We start from the raw sequence: 17,349 nt of genomic DNA, 5'->3' as shown, positions 1-17,349 counted from the left end.
GCTAACGCAAGCGCGGCCCAGGCTGCAAACCAGGAATACCTGATGATGGACTGGGGGAGCGACGAGCTCTGGAACTGGGCGGAGAGCTAATAAATATTCTTTCATTTCCCTTTAATCCAGAGCGAATTTCTGTTTTGTCATTAACCGTAATTCCAGTTACTATCGGAGTAAATTTAGGCTTCATATTTTCGTCGGCTACAAAGACTCCTGTGCCATTTTCTTGACGGACGATCGCCACTGTTGGTACGACCACAGCATCTTTTAGTTCCCCGACTTTAAACTCTACATTGGCATTCATTCCAGAGCGGAGTAACCCTTGGGGGTCATCAATAATTCCCACTTTGACTTCAAAACTGGTGACGTTTTGCTGGACAATTGACTGGGGTGAGATTTGATTGACTTGACCTGTAAATGTTTTGCCGGGATAGGCATCAGCTTGAATTGTCACCTCTTGCTTAAGCCGGATTTGGGAAATATTAGTTTCGGCTACATTTGCGACTACTTGATTTGTCGAAGCTAAGGACAAAATTGAAGAAGAAGTCGCTGAGGAAACAGCACTACCTGCGGTTGTGGGAGTCACAAAAGCGCCGGGATCTGCATATTTACGGGTGACAACGCCGCTGAAAGCCGCGCGAATTACAGTATCGTTAATCAGCGCTTCGATGGTTTGGACGCTACCCTTGGCAGAGGCAAGTTGAGCGCGAGCTTGGGCGATGTCTTCTGGGCGGGAACCTGCTTCTAGCAAGGCTAAGGCTTCTTGTCTCTGCTGTACTACTGCCCGTGCTTGAGCGATGTCTTCTGGGCGGGAACCTGCTTCTAGCAAGGCTAAGGCTTCTTGTCTTTGCTGTACTGCGGCCCGCGCTTGGGCAATTTCTTCGGGGCGGGCACCTGCTTGTAGCAGTGCTAAAGCTTCCTCTGCTTGCTTAACTTGAGTTTGGGCGCGATCGCGCGTAGTACGGGAAGTATTCAAGCTCTGGAGTGCGATCGCGCCTGCTGTATATAGTTCTTGATTTCTTTGTAAGTCATCTCCTGCTTGGCGTAAAGCGTATTGAGCATCTGCGAGGCGGGATCTGGCTTGGGCTATGTCTTGCGATCGATTACCATTGATGACTTTTTGCAGGTTAGCTTGTTGTTCGGCTAGTTGCCCCCTCGCTGCGGCAATGTCCTCTGGTCGATTACCATTAAGCAATTTTTGCAGGTTAGCTTGTTGCTCAACCAGTTGCGCCCTAGCTACGGCGATATCCTCCGATCGATTGCCATTGAGCAATTTTTGCAGGTTGGCTTCGGCGGAGGCGACTTGTCCTTGAGCTTGGGTAAGTTGGCCTCGTAGGTTGGAGTCATCCATGTATGCCAGCAATTGCCCTTGTTGAACGCGATCGCCCTCTTTGACCAGTAAACTTTTAAGCATTCCCGATGTTTTCGGGCTGACATTGACTGAACGTTCTGGTTGAATAGTGCCGTTAGCGGAAACTGCGATCGGTAGGCTCAGCCTTTCTACGGTGACAGTCTTTTGCCCGCGCCGAGTTTCACTGCTCGGTTTAGCGATCGCCATGCTATAAACGGCATAGCTTCCTACTGTCAGCAGTGACAGGATAAGTAGCCCAAGCAGCCCCGAAACAATAGGTTGTTTATGAAAGCGTTTTGCTAAGTCCATATAAAATTAGACTGGGTTGGCATAAAAAACGTTCAACTAAATTTAAAAGCTTGAGGAATTCCTACCTATGCAAAAGCCTACAGCAGCAAACTAAAGAGGAGACTGAGCTATGACAGAACCATCTAACTTGTTTGAAGAGCGTCTTGAGTCGTTGAGATCCCAAGTGCAAAAGGTAGATACTGAGTTTGGTCGTCGCTGCAATATCTTATTAGATGAAATAGTTGTTCTCACAGATGACTTAAATAGTCTAGCCAGAAAAGTCGATCGGCTAGCTATTGGACAGCAGCAGTTACAAGAGGGACAGCAGCAAATGCAATTAGCCCTTGCCAACCTCTCAACTGTGATGGTACAAATGGCCCGTAACGCAGAAGTCGATCGCGCAGAAATCCGCCGCATTTGGGAATACCTGGAAACTCAGCAGCGAACTCAAGGCAACGGACATGGATAAAGCGACAACTATAAGAATGTAGAAAAATTTTATGACAACAGGGAAATTAACTGGAAAAGTGGCGTTAGTGACAGGTTCAGCCAGAGGGATTGGTCGGGCGATCGCGCTCAAACTAGCTCAAGAAGGTGCATCACTTGTCATTAATTATGCTGGAAGTACCGCTCAAGCTCAAGAAGTTGTAGAGGCGATTGAAGCTGAAGGCGGGAGTGCGATCGCCCTTCAGGGAGACGTGAGTTCTGTTTCTGATATTCAACGGCTATTCGATCGCACAATTGAACATTTTGGTAAACTAGATATTCTGGTTAATAATGCCGGAATCCTTACTAATAAAAAAATTGCTGACTTTACGGAAGCTGAATTTGACAAGATTTTTGCAGTTAACGTCAAAGGTACTTTTTTCGCTTGCCAACAAGCCGCTCAACGCCTAGCCGATGGTGGACGCATTATTAATTTTTCCTCTTCAACTACTTTGATGATGCTGCCAACTTATGGAGCTTATGTTGCGACTAAAGGAGCAGTTGAGCAATTGACACGGGTATTAGCAAAAGAAGTAGGTCAACGCGGAATTACTGTTAATGTTATTTCTCCAGGGCCAATAGATACTACTCTCTTTCGAGAAGGAAAAACCGAAGCACAAATTCAAGATTTTGTGCAAGCGTCAGCTCTGGGACGTTTGGGAGAAGTGCAAGATATTGCTGATATTGTAGCATTTCTAGCAAGCGATGATTCCCGCTGGATTACCGGACAAAATATTCGGGCTAATGGCGGTATTATCTAAACCTGATCTCATGATATAGCGCTTCTCAATCAAGTGATTTACGTCCCTCTAGCAATTAGCAATTAGCCATTAGCAGATGTACATCATATACCTGAGAAATGTTATAGTTAAACCCTGTTTACCAATGTATATAGAAAATAAATTAGGCGGATTATGAAGGAAATAAATCAACATCAAGAGGAAGTGACTACGCAACGCATTGAAGCTTCCAGCGACGGTGTTTTTGCCATTGCTATTACCTTACTGATCTTAGAAATCCGCCTCCCACACACGGATGCTACACATCAGAGTGTTGCTACCGCATTAGTTTCTCTTTGGCCATCTTATTTTGCTTACATTTTTAGCTTTGTAATGATTGGAATCTATTGGGTTAATCATCATTACATTTTTAGAATTTACCAGAAGACAGATCATGTGTTTAATCTGCTTAATATATTCTTCCTAATGTGCATCTCGTTTTTACCTTTTCCAACGGCGGTACTAGGCGAACATTTACTTGATGTGAAGGAGCAAAAAACCGTAGTAATATTTTATGTATTTGGGTTATTATTACCAGCCGCATCTTGGTTCCTAAAGTGGCTCTACGCTTCTTCTCACTATCGGCTGATTGATAGTCGTCTTAGCCCGCATTTTGTTAATTATCTTACCAAGCAATATGGATTCTCGGTAATTTTTTACTTGTTTGCACTCGTTGTCTCAGTGTTTCAGCCAGTAGTTGGTATTGCGATCGCAGTTGGGTTGACATTTTTGTATTTGCTGCCGTCAAAACAACCCGTGTATCGAGATCCGCCTACATTGTAAATAGGACAAATTTTCAAACAAACTTAATCTCTCAATTTTCCATTCGGAAAATTCATAAAATCAGTTAGTAGTTAGTAGGGTGCGTCAGATATCAATAGGACTTACGCATGGGCCTCCAGAAACCGGGTTTTTGAGATGATCTGTGGGTAACAACGAAGTATTTTCGTCAAAAAACCCGGTTTCTTTGGTTGTGCGTAAGTCCCGATCAATTTTTTGCTAATAGTGACAAAATTTCGCCTGACGCACCTACAGTTAGTAAATTAAGGAAGAAAAATATGTTGCTAATTGCCAGCATTATTGATGTTCTTTCGGTAATGATGGTGTTGATTTTACCTATAGTGCTAGTTTGGCACTATACAATTTGTGGGGTTTTTATGGCAACGCTAATAATTGAAATAAATATTATTTTGACTGATGCTTTGATTTCTAAATTACGTGGGCAACAGCTTGACAATGAGAATGTCGAATTCTGGATAACGATATGGATACCCGTATTTTTTTACTGCATTTTTATTTTGCTTATCAAGTTTCTTTTAAAAATATGTAAAAAGGTGTTTGAAAGCTGAGGAGGTGACTAAGTTCTTGCAACTCACCTTGAATTTCTCTAAAATATATGTCAGTTTGCTCAGATACCAGGTTTTGTAATTATCCCTATTATGTTACTCTCGGCAGAAAATTTTCTGGAACTACTGGTTTGTAAGGCTTTCGCGTAGCGAAGCATAAATTATAGAGAATGGCTAAAATCCAGCGATCGCACCCCTGCACAAAGCTATTGACACCCATCGGCATACCCCCGAATTTGCCGCCTGAAATTAATCTGCTCAATATTCCCAAAAGCGCTAAGATAAAAGCAAAACCAGCTTTGTAACATCTTGAGCATCCGGCTGTGACAGAACTAAAATCCTATAAAGATACCGTAAACCTGCCCAAGACTAAGTTTGATATGCGTGCTAACGCTGTCAAACGGGAACCCGAACTGCAACAATTTTGGGCAGATCAACATATATACGATCGCCTGTCACAGAACAATCCGGGTGAGTTGTTCATTCTCCACGACGGGCCACCCTACGCTAACGGGCAACTCCACATCGGCCACGCCCTGAATAAGATTCTTAAGGATACGATTAACCGCTACCAAATGCTGCAAGGTAGGAAAGTCCGCTATGTCCCTGGATGGGATTGTCACGGCCTGCCAATTGAGCTGAAAGTCTTACAGGATATGAAGCCTGCCCTTCGGCAAAAGCTGACGACTATTGAACTTCGTCGCCAAGCGCGGGATTTTGCGATCGCCACGATGGAACAGCAACGGGAAGGGTTTAAGCGTTATGGCATTTGGGGAAACTGGGAACACCCTTATTTGACGTTAAAGCCAGAATACGAAGCAGCACAAATCGGTGTTTTTGCCCAAATGGTGCTTAAAGGTTACATCTATCGCGGGATGAAGCCGGTACACTGGAGTCCTAGTTCTAAGACGGCTTTGGCTGAGGCAGAATTGGAGTATCCCGAAGGTCACACTTCTCGCAGTATTTATGTTGCCTTAGCGATCGCGAAGTTGGCAAAGTCCGCAAAGGCGCTGACTCCTTATCTGCCGAATCTCCACTTAGCAGTCTGGACAACTACGCCTTGGACAATTCCCGCAAACCTAGCTGTAGCAGTCAATCCAGACTTGACTTATGCAGTAGTAAAATTCTCAGGGGAAGGATTGAGCACCAATGGCGCTCAAAATTCGCCAGAGAGTGAAGAATTAAGTGCAATTGAACTCAAAAAAACGCCAGAGAATAAAGAGTTAAGTACCAAGGTAGAAAAAACTCTGATAGTAGCCGCTGACTTGGTAGAAAAATTGTCAGCTACCTTCAACACCAAACTAGAGGTACTGGCTACCATCCAAGGCAAAGACTTAGAAAAATCTACCTACAAACATCCCCTATTTGACCGCATAAGTCCCGTTGTCATCGGCGGCGACTACATTACGGCGGATTCTGGTACTGGTTTAGTACATACCGCGCCGGGACACGGCCAAGAAGACTATCAAGTAGGTCAACGCTACGGTTTACCTTTACTGTCACCAGTTGACGATAATGGTAATTTCACCGCAGAAGCCGGACAATTTGAGGGTTTGAACGTCCTCGGTGATGGTAATGGGGCGGTAATTGATGCTCTGGCGGGGGCCGGTGCTTTAATTAAAGAAGAAGTTTACGCTCACTCTTACCCTTACGACTGGCGGACGAAAAAGCCGACAATATTTAGGGCGACGGAACAGTGGTTTGCGTCGGTGGAAGGATTTAGAGAAGCAGCGCTAAAAGCGATCGCGGATGTGAAGTGGATACCCGCCCAAGGCGAAAATAGAATTACCGCTATGGTAAGCGATCGCAGCGACTGGTGCATCTCCCGTCAACGCAGTTGGGGCGTACCTATCCCTGCATTCTACGACGAAGAAACCGGGGAACCATTGCTGAATGAAGAAACGATCGCTCACGTACAGGCGATCGTTGCACAAAAAGGTTCCGACGCTTGGTGGGAATTGCCAATCGAAGAATTATTGCCAGAATCCTATCGGAATAACGGCAAAACCTATCGCAAAGGTACAGACACAATGGATGTCTGGTTTGACTCCGGTTCCTCTTGGGCCGCCGTTGCCAAAGGCAGAGAAGAATTGCACTATCCTGCTGAAATGTATTTAGAAGGATCGGATCAACATCGCGGCTGGTTTCAATCTAGTTTACTCACTAGCGTTGCTAATAATGGCATTGCTCCTTATAAAACTGTTTTAACACACGGTTTTGTATTGGATGAACAAGGCCGCAAAATGAGCAAATCTCTAGGTAATGTCGTCGATCCTGCCGTTGTCATCAATGAATATGGTGCTGATGTCTTGCGGTTGTGGGTATCTTCCGTAGACTATTCCGCCGACGTACCCTTGGGTAAAAACATCCTCAAACAGCAAGCGGATGTTTATCGGAAAATTCGCAATACAGCGCGGTTTTTGTTGGGAAATCTGCACGATTTCGATCCTGCAAAAAATGCAGTTAGTTATCAAGAACTGCCCGAATTAGACCGTTATATGCTGCACCGGATGACGGAAGTATTTGCAGAAGTAAAAGATGCTTTTGATAGCTTCCAGTTTTTCCGATTTTTCCAAACAGTGCAGAATTTCTGCGTAGTTGACTTATCTAATTTCTATCTGGATATTGCCAAAGATCGGCTTTATATCAGTGCAGAAGACTCCTTACGCCGCCGCAGTTGCCAGACAGTGCTCGCGATCGCGGTGGAGAGTTTGGCAAGGGCGATCGCGCCTGTTTTATGCCACTTAGCAGAAGATATTTGGCAATACATCCCCTATCCCACAGCTTACAAATCAGTATTTGAGGCGGGTTGGGTGCAAATAGATAACCGCTGGCATAACCCAGAATTAGGTAAATCCTGGGAATATTTGCGGCAAGTTCGCGGCGAAGTCAATAAGGTTTTAGAGTTGGCCCGCAGTGAAAAGGCGATCGGTGCTCCTTTGGAAGCTAAGGTTTTGCTTTACGTCCCCGATGCGGAAAAACGGGAAAAACTGCAAGCTCTAAATCCGAGTACGGAAGGGTTAGCCGCAAAATATATGCACCCGCATATTGAGGATGAAAAGTCAATAGAACTGGAGAAAGAAGTATCAGTAGAACACGCTGAAACGGGAACAGATAATACTGTCGATCTTGCTAATAGTGAATCCCAACAATCCTTCATCGAACCGAGGGAAATTGTCGAAAAGGTAACAGAATTTATCAGCGATTTACCGAGGTTTTTGGGTCAATTCTTAGCAGAAAATCAGCAAGCTGCCGTTACAGTTATCCTCCTATTCGCAGTGTTTGCAGTTGCAAAAGCAATCGGGGCGGTACTGGATACGGTTAATCAGATTCCACTTCTAGGAGAGACATTTGAACTCATTGGTTTTGGATATGCCATCTGGTTTGTGTGGCAACATTTGCTATTTGCAGCTAATCGGCAAGAGTTGTCAGAAAAGGTTGAAACTCTGAAAGTAGAGGTATTGGGGAAAGAAGCAAGAGAAACTACTGTTGAGGCGAAAGCGATCGCATCTCAACCAGAGGAGATTAAGGTAGAAGTACCAGCAATCAGCAATACTGCGGAAATTGTATCTCAACTCTCTGCTGTCAAAAAGCCTGCCTCGGCAATCAAAAAGTTACATGATTCTGCGACTGGTAACGGTGTAGACGAGTTGCGGTATCTGTTAATTGCTTCTCAGGTGGAACTTTTAGAAAGTTCTGAAGGTTTAGAGGGAATACCCTACAGCTTTAATTCCGAAGACTTGGGGGTGGGTGTAGTGAAAGCAGACGGGCAAAAGTGCGATCGTTGTTGGAATTATTCTACTCATGTTGGAGAGTCAGAGGAACATCCTTTACTTTGTGAAAGGTGCGTGCCAGCATTAGCGGGGCAATTTTAAGTTAATTAGACTTCTCCAAAAATTAGGTTTTTTTCAGACAGACTAAGAGTTTGAAATTCTTTTTTGGAGAGGTCTATTGATTGCCTAGTTTTTTAACCAGTAGCATATTCGGTTTCTTCTGTCGCAATATGCTTACTCTTTATTCCAAGCACTAAGAAACTCTATTTGATTTTGCATCTCTGCCGCTGACTTGGCAGAAATTAGACTCAAAAGGCGACGCATTTGTTCTCCCACAGAATAATTTTGCTGTCCTAAAATAATTCCTGCATGAGAGTCACCTTTTTCTAGCCAATTGGTATGGATTCTATAAAAATCCCTAGTGTTGAAACTATAAATTACTCTTTGATTCGCAAAAGCCCAAATCAGTTGATCTTCATCACTCCGAGATAACATCCCTGTTTCGGCAACTGTAATGATATCTACGCCGCGACTTTGTAAAGCTTGTAATAGTTTTTTGCTGCGGGAATCTTCATCTAAGTAAAGACGAATTTGGCTCATGCTATTGCCTACATTTTTAGCTTATTTAATCCTGCTAAACGTTCATATTCTGCTTTTTCAGCCGCTAAATCGGCTTCTATTTCCGCTCGATTTGCGTGATAATAAGTTAGTGCAGCATAAACTTGTGCTAAGGTGAGATGATCCAAATCGGCTGCTATTTCTTCAGCATTATTGCCTTGTTTGTATAAGGCGGCAATTCGCTGCACTGATGTGGCAGTTCCTGCTATGATAGGGATGCCATTGCGAAGGTGCGGATCGCTGATAATTAAAGTGCCAATATCAGTTAAAGTTGGCATTATGGGAATCTGGGGTTAAAGATTAGGATTTAATTATAGCATGAATTTATTAAATTTTTGAGCTATACTAAACTCAGCATCCTCAATCCCTTAACAGTTATGGTACAACAATTACCCGCCGAAACTGTATCAGAAATCATCTACCCCGACTGCGACGGTGAACCAATGGCAGACAATACTAAACAATTTCGCTGGATTGTTACGATTAAAGAAAACTTAGAAATATTGTTTGCTAATAATTCCGATGTTTTTGTTGCAGGTGATTTACTCTGGTATCCCGTTGAAGGAAATAATAAAATCCGTTTAGCTCCTGATGCAATGGTAGTTTTTGGTAGACCAAAAGGTGACAGAGGTTCGTATAGACAATGGGAAGAAGATAACATAGTTCCCCAAGTTGTTTTTGAAATTCTCTCACCGGGAAATCGAGCCGGGAAAATGATGGATAAACTTTTATTTTATCAACGGTATGGAGTTAGAGAATATTACATTTATGACCCGGATGATATAGAGTTAGTTGGATCGATCCGTTCTGGAGATTGGTTAGAGAGTATTCCAGAGATGAATGGTTGGGTGAGTCCGCTGTTAGGAATCCGTTTTCAACTAACAGAAAATAACTTGGAAATTTATCGACCTGATGACCGAAAGTTTCTCACTTCTGTAGAATTAGATCGACTTCGAGAACAGGAAAGGCAACGTGCAGAGGAAGCTATTGCTCAACTTGAAGGTGAGCGACAGCGTTATCAAGCTTTGCTAGAACAATTACGCCAGGGAGGGATAGACCCTGAAAGCCTCCCTAAACCGAAAAGTTAATAAATAACTGCACGTTTGGTTATAACGAAGTATTTAGTAAAAAAATCGGTTTCTGAGCCCCCATTAACAGTAATCAATCTTCCCTAAGTGTTCCACAAGATTAAGAAGCAGGAGGATTTGCTATGTCAATCACTGTTCAAGAAGTTTACGATCGCGTTCTTTCTACCCTTTCGCCAACCGAGAGATTACGCTTGGCAACTCTTATTCTCAACGATTTGGTGCAGCAAAATCTATCTATCGTCGATGAAAGTGAGACTTGGAATGAAGAAGATAAACTTGATGTCACCACATTTTCTTTGCAGTACGCCAGCGCCCTTTTTCCTGAAAATGAGGAGATGTAATAGTGTCTTTTAATCCTGGTGATGTGGTGACAGTAGATTTTCTTGGTGTCACTGGCATTAAACGTCGTCCGGCTGTAATTCTATCATCAGTTATATATAACACAATCCGCTCTGATGTAATAGCTGGACTCATTACTACACAGACAACTGCTTTAGGTTCAACTGATTATATTCTCCAAGATTGGGCAACAGCAGGTTTACGAGTTGCTTCAGTTTTTCGCAGTTTTATTGTCACTCTACCGCCATCTTCTAATTTAGTTCTAATTGGTCATTTGTCGTAACGCGATTGGAAGGAGGTTCGTGCTTGCTTGAAAGTCGCTCTTGCCGATTTAGAATAATATAATTGTTGATGTTAGTCTTGAATTTAGAGTAGATTAGGACTTGCAAAGGCGGCAATTCGCTGCACTGAGGTGGCAGTTCCTGCTATGATAGGGATACCATTGCGAAGGTGCGGATCGCGGATAATTAAAGTGCCAATATTAGTTAAAGTTGGCATGGATTAATCTAGGTTAAATGTTATAATTTAATTCTAGCATAAATTACTTTGCAGTTAGCTAACGGCTAGGAGGTTTTATTTTATGCAATCGCTCAATTTTGCAGATATCCAACCTTTTCTAGATAATCCCGAACAGTTGATCAATCAACCTATAAGTTTTCAAATATCAGTTGTTAATTATCTTTTAACGCCGCGCAAATTGTTAGAAGTCCTGGTGAATAGTTCAAATTCCCAAGTAGCGGAAGCTGCAAGACTCCATGTAAATTGGGGAGGAGAAATAGTAGAAAATTGGGAAGAAGTGGCAGATGCAGTGTTGCGAAATGCTCAACTAGAACAAAATGATAGACTCGCAGTAGAGTTGCTTAAATTTGCTCCGGTTCCCGACTATTTTCTAAGCGAGTGGGTTCCGGCAAATCCACTCTTGGAAGGACTTCGCAACCCCTATTTACCTACTCGGTTTCGCATCAAAATATTGGAGCGTTTGGCGAGAGAACCTTCACTAGAACCGCGTCTTCAGATGGCAGAATTGGCGGATGCGCCTTTAGCAATTTTAGAGCAATTAGCAGGAGATTTGGAGTTACAAATTCGCCTTGCAGTTCAGTATAATCCCAATTGTCCGACAGAGTTAATTCTGCGTGTGGAGAGTCAACACAATGCTGCTCAAGATTGGAATACAGATCCGCAACAGTTGGCGATTTTAGGAGAGAGTAGTTGGTCTTGGGTGCGTTTAGCAGTTGCTCAAAATCCTCATACGCCGCCGGAAGTATTGGTGAAGTTGGCGGGTGATGCTTATGAGAAAATTCAATTAGCAGTAGCTTGTAATCCTGCATCGCCAGAAGGCGCGATCGCTATACTGGCTAATCATTCCGAAAACTCTATCCGCGAAGTTGTGGCGAAACATCCCAACGCTTCCGAATCAACTTTGCTGCAATTACTTCCTAGCTACAGCAATGTTATTGTCAACAGAAATAACCTACCTATCAGCGTTTTAGAACAATTAGCTGGCGATCGCAACCTGCACTACTCGCTGCTTAAACAGCCAAACCTACCAGGAGCAATCTTGGCACAAATGCTTGATAGCTCATCTGAATCTAATCGTGCGAAAATTGCCGAACATCCGCAAGTTTTAGCGAGTACCTTAGAGCAATTGGCACGAGATGCCGATCCCAAAGTGCGGTTGGCGGTTGCACAAAATCTCAATACACCTGATGCTTTGCGATCGCAACTTTTACAGCAGTTGGTACTTGAAGGTGAAGAATATATTTGCAACGCACTAGCAGTAGATTCAAATATACCTGTTCCCCTGCTAGAACAAATAGGCAATCGCGAATTATATTCAAACAAGCTCCGATTTAAACTCCATAGAGTATTAGCTGGATCGCGAGAGGAAAAGGAATTTTCAGCCGAGTTTTATATGGGTAACATTCGGAAGATTTTGTCTGAATTTGCTGCCACCCTTGATATAGATCCTTGGATGGCTCTGCTGGAAAGGTATCGCTTTTATCGCCATTTAGTTAGAGTATTTTGGCGCGATCGCCAATGTCGAGAACTTTGGGCTGAGTTGTTGCCCACAGTGCCAGAATCAGCCTTAGAGGAAATCATTAATAATTTATCCGGGGTCATATTCACGATTGAATTGGCTCTCAAAGAGAAACGCTCAGTTGCCCTAGCGTTAGTGGGTAATCCTAACACTCCGACATCCTTACGAGAGCAGTTGCAGCAACAATTAACTGTGCCTCAAAACAAAGGTTGGGAACTCCTTATGCCCCTAGCTTTTAACCCTGCGATTCCCGAAGCGCAGCGAATCGAATATTTACAAGAGGCAATCGCTTCTGACTTGTACAAGTCACACTGCGGCTTTATGAGGCAAGAGATCGCCAAAAATCCCAATACCCCCGTATTTATTCTCGAACAACTCGCCCAGCAGGGTGCAGGTATGGTACAGGCGATCGCATCTAATCCCAATGCTCCCGTCAGTATACTCAGACAAGCCGCCCAACAGGATAATTCTAGCACCCTGAAACTGTTAGCAAAAAATCCCAGTACGCCGATAGATATCTTAGAAGAACTTGCCCTTAATAAGGGAAAAGATGGTGTTCGAGAGGAAGCTTTCAAAAATCCCAATCTAGATCCGCTAATCATTTATCGGTTTGATTTAGAGTCGCAAGCAGCAGAAGAAATCGCCAAAGCTAATCAATTATTGGTCAGTCGGCTGCACAGTCCCTACGCGATCGCACAGGTACTCAGCAACGGCGATCTAGCTTCCCGCATGAAAATTGCCCGCGATTATAGAACGCCCGTTAATATCCTAGAGCAGCTAACCAGAGATGCTGATGAAAGCGTCCGGGAATGTTTGGCAGCAAATCCCAACTTACCCTTAACAAGTCGCCTAGAATTAACCCGCGATCCGAGTTTTAAAGTCCGGCGTGCTCTGGCAAGGAAGCAATTCAACAGACCAACCCCTGTTGAAGTTTTAGAACAGCTTGCCAATGATGAGTCAGAAGGGGTTAGAGCATTGGTTGCTGAAAACCCAGAAACTCCCGCAGAAATTTTAGTGCAATTGGCGAATAATTCCAACCGCGAAATCAAGAATAAAGTAGTCGCTAACCGCAATACGCCTGTGGAGATTTTGGAGCGATTAGGTTTGCAAGAAGGGATTTTTAATGCCTCTAACCCCAATACTCCCGGTAGCGTTCTAGCAGAGGCCGCGACTCGCGGCCAATCTGATCCCAAAGTGCTAACCGATTTGCTGAGACATCCGGTTGAAGGTTCCCAAATGCCTGCCAGCACCTTAGCACGATTAGCCAATCACAGCCCTAATTCCATTCGCTATCTAGTGGCACAGCATCGCAATACCCCACCAATAGTTCTAGAACAATTAGCTAGCAATTCTGACTTGGCTACTATCCGTATAGTAGCGAGCAAAGCAAATACTCCTGCAAATGTTTTAGAGCGACTAGCTGAGCATCAAGACTATACCGTTCGCTACAACGTGGCCCTCAATCCCAATACCCCTGATACTGCCTTAGAATTGCTGGTTAGATTTAACCGCAGCGAAGCCAATGCTCCCTCAGATACAAAGAATGCCTTAAAAACAATGATGGCGGGTGCTGACAACAATCAAATTCGCATATTTATCGCCAGCAATCCCCGCACTCCTTTAGCTGCTTTAGAAATGCTTGCTAACAGGGAATTTCTCAGAGAGGAGAGTGCAACTCCCTCGACTGACCATTCAATGTTTTTTCCCAGAAGAACTGATGAGGAGGTACTGGAAGCTTTGACCAGGAATCCTAATCTAACTCCTGAGCTTTTGGAACGCCTAGTTAGAGATCCGAGTCCCAATGTCCGCAGTAAACTAATTCATAATCCCAACATTACTCTGGAACTTTGGGCGCTGTTAGCTAGGGATGAAGATGTTGCTGTGCGGCTGGAGATCGCAGAGCGATCGCACTGCCCCATTACAATTTTGGAAGCATTAGCCAGCGATGAAAATAAGGACGTTCGCCAGAAAGTAGCCGCCAATCGCAACACGCCTGCGCCAGCGTTAGAAATCTTGACAACTGACGTAGATGCTGCGGTTCGCACCGCCGTCGCCGCCAATCGCAACACGCCTGCACCAGCTTTGGAACAATTGGCCCAAGATCGAAGAGTCGAAGTTCGCCTCGCCGTATCTCGAAATCCCAATAAGCCTGCGTCTGTGGGAGAATCGCTCAGGGAATTGCAGCCACCGACTCGCCAGGTTAGCCCCACCCTGCACGGACTCAGCCGCATATACAATCCCAATACTGACGATCTCCCGTCACTGCTTTCTGAATACGTCCAATCTTCCAGGCCTTTTGTCCGATTTGTAGCATTAATGCACCCCCTGACTCCTGCTGAGGCGTTGCGCCAGGGTTCCGAGTCGGCATCTTGGCTAGAGCGGTATGCTGTTGCTAACAATCCAGCTACTCCGCCAGAGATTCGTCAGCTACTAGCTGAAGATAGCAACAGCATTGTCCGAGCTACGGGTAAAGCTTATCTGTGAATATTAATTAGTTTGGAATTTTTGTCAAGATGAAATTGGAAACGGAACAACTACTAGGCACTTTAGAGGTTTTCTGCAAAAATATTAACAGAGATTTGTTTTGCGAAATTGAAGAAAACACCGATGAATATCCCACCCGCGCTTTCTTTTGGGAAAGTGAGGAAAAAGGCGAATTTAATGTGCTTAATCTGACGATCGCTAATGGCTTAGCCAGACTCACTGATGTAGAATTAGCAATAGAAAGTTGGCAACTTACAGAGCGCCGAGGAACGGCAGGCGCGGACGATTATTACACACCAGATCGGGAAAAACGCGATAATATTTTGGATACTGATACAGAAGCCGAGAGAACAGAAAAGTATCAATCTCTCTGGCAATTGCTCAATTCAAACTTAAGGGAGATTCAAGCTTTTAATCTCAGCGCTCACCATCAATTGCCTAACTCTTTAGAATGGAGTCATCCGTACTTTAATTTTTGCGTGGTTATTGGTCAAACAGATGACGATGAATGGATGTGTTTATCTCCAACTATTCCCAACCAAGTTGGCTTTCCTAATGCCAGTAGTGATTTTATTTCCGGTGACGCGCAAATTCTGTGCGATCGCTCTTTAGGAGAAAATACTTTGGCACTAGCTTCTCAAATTCAAACAGTTCTTGCTGAATTGACTCCGATCGGCATTTATGGATACTATAACGGCGGCTATAACTATACTTATGAATATAAAATTGTTGGTGCAGCTTCGGTTACAAAAGCTAGAGCTTTTGAGCAAGCTTTACAGGCGGCGGAAATGCTTAGAGTTACAACTTTAAATTCTGTTGATACCATAAATCTGACGAGTAAAAATGAGAAGCTGTTTGAGTTTCTAAATTCAAAATTACGCGATATCAAAGCTTATCATCTTTCCTTTTGGGATATCGGTTACATTTACAAAATCGGTCAAGCTACAACAGGAGACTGGCTAGGTATTAGTGCGATCGCAGAGTTTGAATACAATCCCTAGAGACAGGGAAAGGTATAGTGAAAACAAACAGGCAAAGTGCGATCGCAGTTGGAATTATTCTACTCATGTTAGGGAATCAGAAGAACACCCTTTACTTTAATTTATCTGCCGGAATTTTCACCCCTACAAATTTGGGATATTTCCCGTCGAACTCACGTTTAATAGGGCAGAGATATCCTACAAGACTTACGCACGAAGTACCAAAAACCTAGGTTTGAGATTGCTTCCCTACGATCGCTTTTGACAAAAATCGTAGTACGTGCGTAAGTCACCCTACTTATTTGTCTAGATAAAAGTAAAGTCAAAAGGAGAAAGGAACGGGACACCAGTAACACCATTTAATTTCGCCAAGATGCGAGAATCGTTACCACTGGTATTATCCGCGTTACCGTCGTAAATGATGTAAGTGCTACCACCCGCATCATAAGCAAATAAGAAGGCAGTTCCTCCCAAAATATTAAGCGAAACAGTTGTCTGCACTGGTAATACAATTTGGTTTGCGCCTTTGAGATTGGGGAATGCAGGGGTAAAGTTAAACTGGTCGTTAATCGGTACACCCAGAGCGGCAAAATCGGTGATAATATCGTAGCCGCCAGCCGCGATCGCAGCATTAATTCCCGCAGGCGAAGCCGCCTCAAAGACCGCACCTCCATCAGTAGGGCTAGTATAGCGGAATGTATTATTACCGCCGCCGCCGCTCATGCTATCAACACCAGCGCCGCCTATGAGCACATCATTATCAAGTCCACCATTAATAGTGTCATTTGCCTCTGCCCCGTCAATAGTATCGCTACCAGCTAAACCATTGAAGTTATCGGGGAAAGAACCCCCCACAATAGTGTTAGCACCGCTATCTGCCAAAAATACCTGAACGTTCACTGTAGCTGCGGCCGTACCTGGGCTCGTCCCAAAGCCATCGCTGATCGTGTAGGTAAAAGCAACAGTACCAGCAGCACCAGCAGGGGTGAACTGCACCCCTGTACCGCCAAGATTGACCGTAGAACCAGCTTTAGTGGTGCTGAGACTGATGATCCTCAGTGGCTGGTTTTCAGCGTCACTGTCGTTGGCTAGTACATTAATCACAGTTGGCAGCGGATTGTTAGTAGTCGTCAGAATTAAACCGTCATCGATCGCCGTTGGCGGGGTATTAACTTGGGTACCAGTGTTAGCGTTAAACGGATTAATATTGATGGCGATCGAGGATGTTGCTGTACCACCTTCAGGATCGCTGACACTGTAACTAAACGATCCAGCTTTCCCAGTGACATTAGTTGCAGGTTCAAATCTGAGCGAGGTCAAGTCTTGAACGCTCAATTTTTCGTTCAATAAGGTGACAGAGGTATTCCGCAATATCTGACCGAAGGTAGGATTAGGCAGTTGTGTCACTGTGACTGTTAACGCTGCACCCTCTGGGTCACTCGGTGTTTGAATGCTAAGGGCTAAAGGTATGTCCTGACTGGTTACTAGGCTCTTAGAGCTTTCCACAATTGGCGGTTGATTGGTTGTCGCCGTTGGGAAAGCAGGGGAAGTCGGCCCTAACCCAGGAGTTGGAGTTGGTGGCGGTATGGGAGAAGGGCCTGGACTCACGCTAGGAGTTGGTGAGGGCACTAGGGTGGGTAGTGAACTTGGAGTAGTACCCGTTGCAGGAGAAGGGCTAGTACCCGTTGTTGTAGGAGTAGGTGTGGGTGTTGCTGTTGGTGTAGGAGTGGGTGTTGCTGTTGGTGTGGGCGTAGGAGTAGGAGTAGGAGTAGGAGTAGGAGTAGG

The 17,349-nt window shown here is 44.3% G+C and carries 16 protein-coding genes; 10 read left to right on the top strand and 6 right to left on the bottom strand.

What is annotated here, in order from left to right:
- Window position 1: 1 nt before the first annotated feature.
- Entirely contained in the window at window positions 2-1,654 is a 1,653-nt protein-coding gene (locus PN499_RS05335) for an efflux RND transporter periplasmic adaptor subunit (protein WP_272030654.1), read from the bottom strand.
- Between the two features lie 109 nt (window positions 1,655-1,763).
- Here PN499_RS05335 and PN499_RS05330 point away from each other — a divergent pair, with 109 nt between their 5' ends.
- The 4 genes from PN499_RS05330 to PN499_RS05315 all read left to right on the top strand — a co-directional run bounded on the left by PN499_RS05330 (window position 1,764) and on the right by PN499_RS05315 (window position 4,247).
- Window positions 1,764-2,102, top strand: coding sequence for a hypothetical protein (locus PN499_RS05330; protein WP_272030653.1), 339 nt, complete (start codon window positions 1,764-1,766; stop codon window positions 2,100-2,102).
- Between the two features lie 31 nt (window positions 2,103-2,133).
- On the top strand, window positions 2,134-2,880 hold the full coding sequence (locus PN499_RS05325) for an SDR family oxidoreductase (RefSeq protein ID WP_272030652.1): 747 nt from the start codon (window positions 2,134-2,136) through the stop codon (window positions 2,878-2,880).
- Between the two features lie 153 nt (window positions 2,881-3,033).
- Window positions 3,034-3,681, top strand: coding sequence for a TMEM175 family protein (locus tag PN499_RS05320; RefSeq protein ID WP_272030651.1), 648 nt, complete (start codon window positions 3,034-3,036; stop codon window positions 3,679-3,681).
- A gap of 275 nt (window positions 3,682-3,956) precedes the next feature.
- On the top strand, window positions 3,957-4,247 hold the full coding sequence (locus tag PN499_RS05315) for a hypothetical protein (RefSeq protein ID WP_272030649.1): 291 nt from the start codon (window positions 3,957-3,959) through the stop codon (window positions 4,245-4,247).
- Window positions 4,248-4,335: 88 nt separating this feature from the next.
- Here the strand turns inward: PN499_RS05315 and PN499_RS05310 are convergent, their stop codons facing one another.
- Window positions 4,336-4,506, bottom strand: a complete 171-nt coding sequence (locus tag PN499_RS05310) for a hypothetical protein (protein ID WP_272030648.1) — start codon at window positions 4,504-4,506, stop codon at window positions 4,336-4,338.
- 61 nt (window positions 4,507-4,567) lie between these two features.
- Between PN499_RS05310 and ileS the strand changes: the two genes are divergently transcribed.
- A complete protein-coding gene (gene ileS / locus PN499_RS05305; RefSeq protein WP_272030646.1) occupies window positions 4,568-8,119 on the top strand; it encodes an isoleucine--tRNA ligase in 3,552 nt (1,183 codons plus the stop codon).
- Between the two features lie 132 nt (window positions 8,120-8,251).
- Here the strand turns inward: ileS and PN499_RS05300 are convergent, their stop codons facing one another.
- On the bottom strand, window positions 8,252-8,617 hold the full coding sequence (locus PN499_RS05300) for a DUF5615 family PIN-like protein (RefSeq protein WP_272030645.1): 366 nt from the start codon (window positions 8,615-8,617) through the stop codon (window positions 8,252-8,254).
- 8 nt (window positions 8,618-8,625) lie between these two features.
- Complete coding sequence (locus PN499_RS05295; RefSeq protein WP_272030644.1) at window positions 8,626-8,913, bottom strand: DUF433 domain-containing protein; 288 nt, start codon at window positions 8,911-8,913, stop codon at window positions 8,626-8,628.
- A gap of 99 nt (window positions 8,914-9,012) precedes the next feature.
- Here PN499_RS05295 and PN499_RS05290 point away from each other — a divergent pair, with 99 nt between their 5' ends.
- The 3 genes from PN499_RS05290 to PN499_RS05280 all read left to right on the top strand — a co-directional run bounded on the left by PN499_RS05290 (window position 9,013) and on the right by PN499_RS05280 (window position 10,345).
- Window positions 9,013-9,723, top strand: coding sequence for a Uma2 family endonuclease (locus tag PN499_RS05290; protein ID WP_272030655.1), 711 nt, complete (start codon window positions 9,013-9,015; stop codon window positions 9,721-9,723).
- A gap of 122 nt (window positions 9,724-9,845) precedes the next feature.
- Window positions 9,846-10,064, top strand: coding sequence for a hypothetical protein (locus PN499_RS05285; protein WP_007357286.1), 219 nt, complete (start codon window positions 9,846-9,848; stop codon window positions 10,062-10,064).
- Window positions 10,065-10,066: 2 nt separating this feature from the next.
- The gene (locus PN499_RS05280) at window positions 10,067-10,345 is read left to right on the top strand and encodes a type II toxin-antitoxin system PemK/MazF family toxin (RefSeq protein WP_272030643.1); all 279 of its coding nucleotides are present in this window, start codon (window positions 10,067-10,069) and stop codon (window positions 10,343-10,345) included.
- 83 nt (window positions 10,346-10,428) lie between these two features.
- Here PN499_RS05280 and PN499_RS05275 read toward each other — a convergent pair whose 3' ends face one another.
- A complete protein-coding gene (locus PN499_RS05275; protein ID WP_272030642.1) occupies window positions 10,429-10,560 on the bottom strand; it encodes a DUF433 domain-containing protein in 132 nt (43 codons plus the stop codon).
- An 82-nt stretch (window positions 10,561-10,642) separates the two neighbouring features.
- On the opposite strand from PN499_RS05275, the gene PN499_RS05270 reads away from it, so the two are divergent.
- Window positions 10,643-14,584, top strand: coding sequence for a HEAT repeat domain-containing protein (locus PN499_RS05270; protein WP_272030641.1), 3,942 nt, complete (start codon window positions 10,643-10,645; stop codon window positions 14,582-14,584).
- 29 nt (window positions 14,585-14,613) lie between these two features.
- Window positions 14,614-15,585 carry a hypothetical protein gene (locus PN499_RS05265; protein WP_272030640.1) on the top strand — a complete coding sequence of 324 codons (972 nt, stop codon included), beginning with the start codon at window positions 14,614-14,616 and terminating at the stop codon, window positions 15,583-15,585.
- A 285-nt stretch (window positions 15,586-15,870) separates the two neighbouring features.
- Here the strand turns inward: PN499_RS05265 and PN499_RS05260 are convergent.
- Window positions 15,871-17,349 (bottom strand): Ig-like domain-containing protein (locus PN499_RS05260; protein WP_272030639.1); only part of this gene is annotated, 1,479 nt, incomplete at its 5' end.

The organism is Kamptonema animale CS-326 (assembly GCF_028330895.1).
GTDB lineage: Bacteria > Cyanobacteriota > Cyanobacteriia > Cyanobacteriales > Microcoleaceae > Kamptonema > Kamptonema formosum.
Note: the sequence above shows the minus strand (reverse complement) of the source record. Positions and strands in the feature narration are given on the sequence as shown.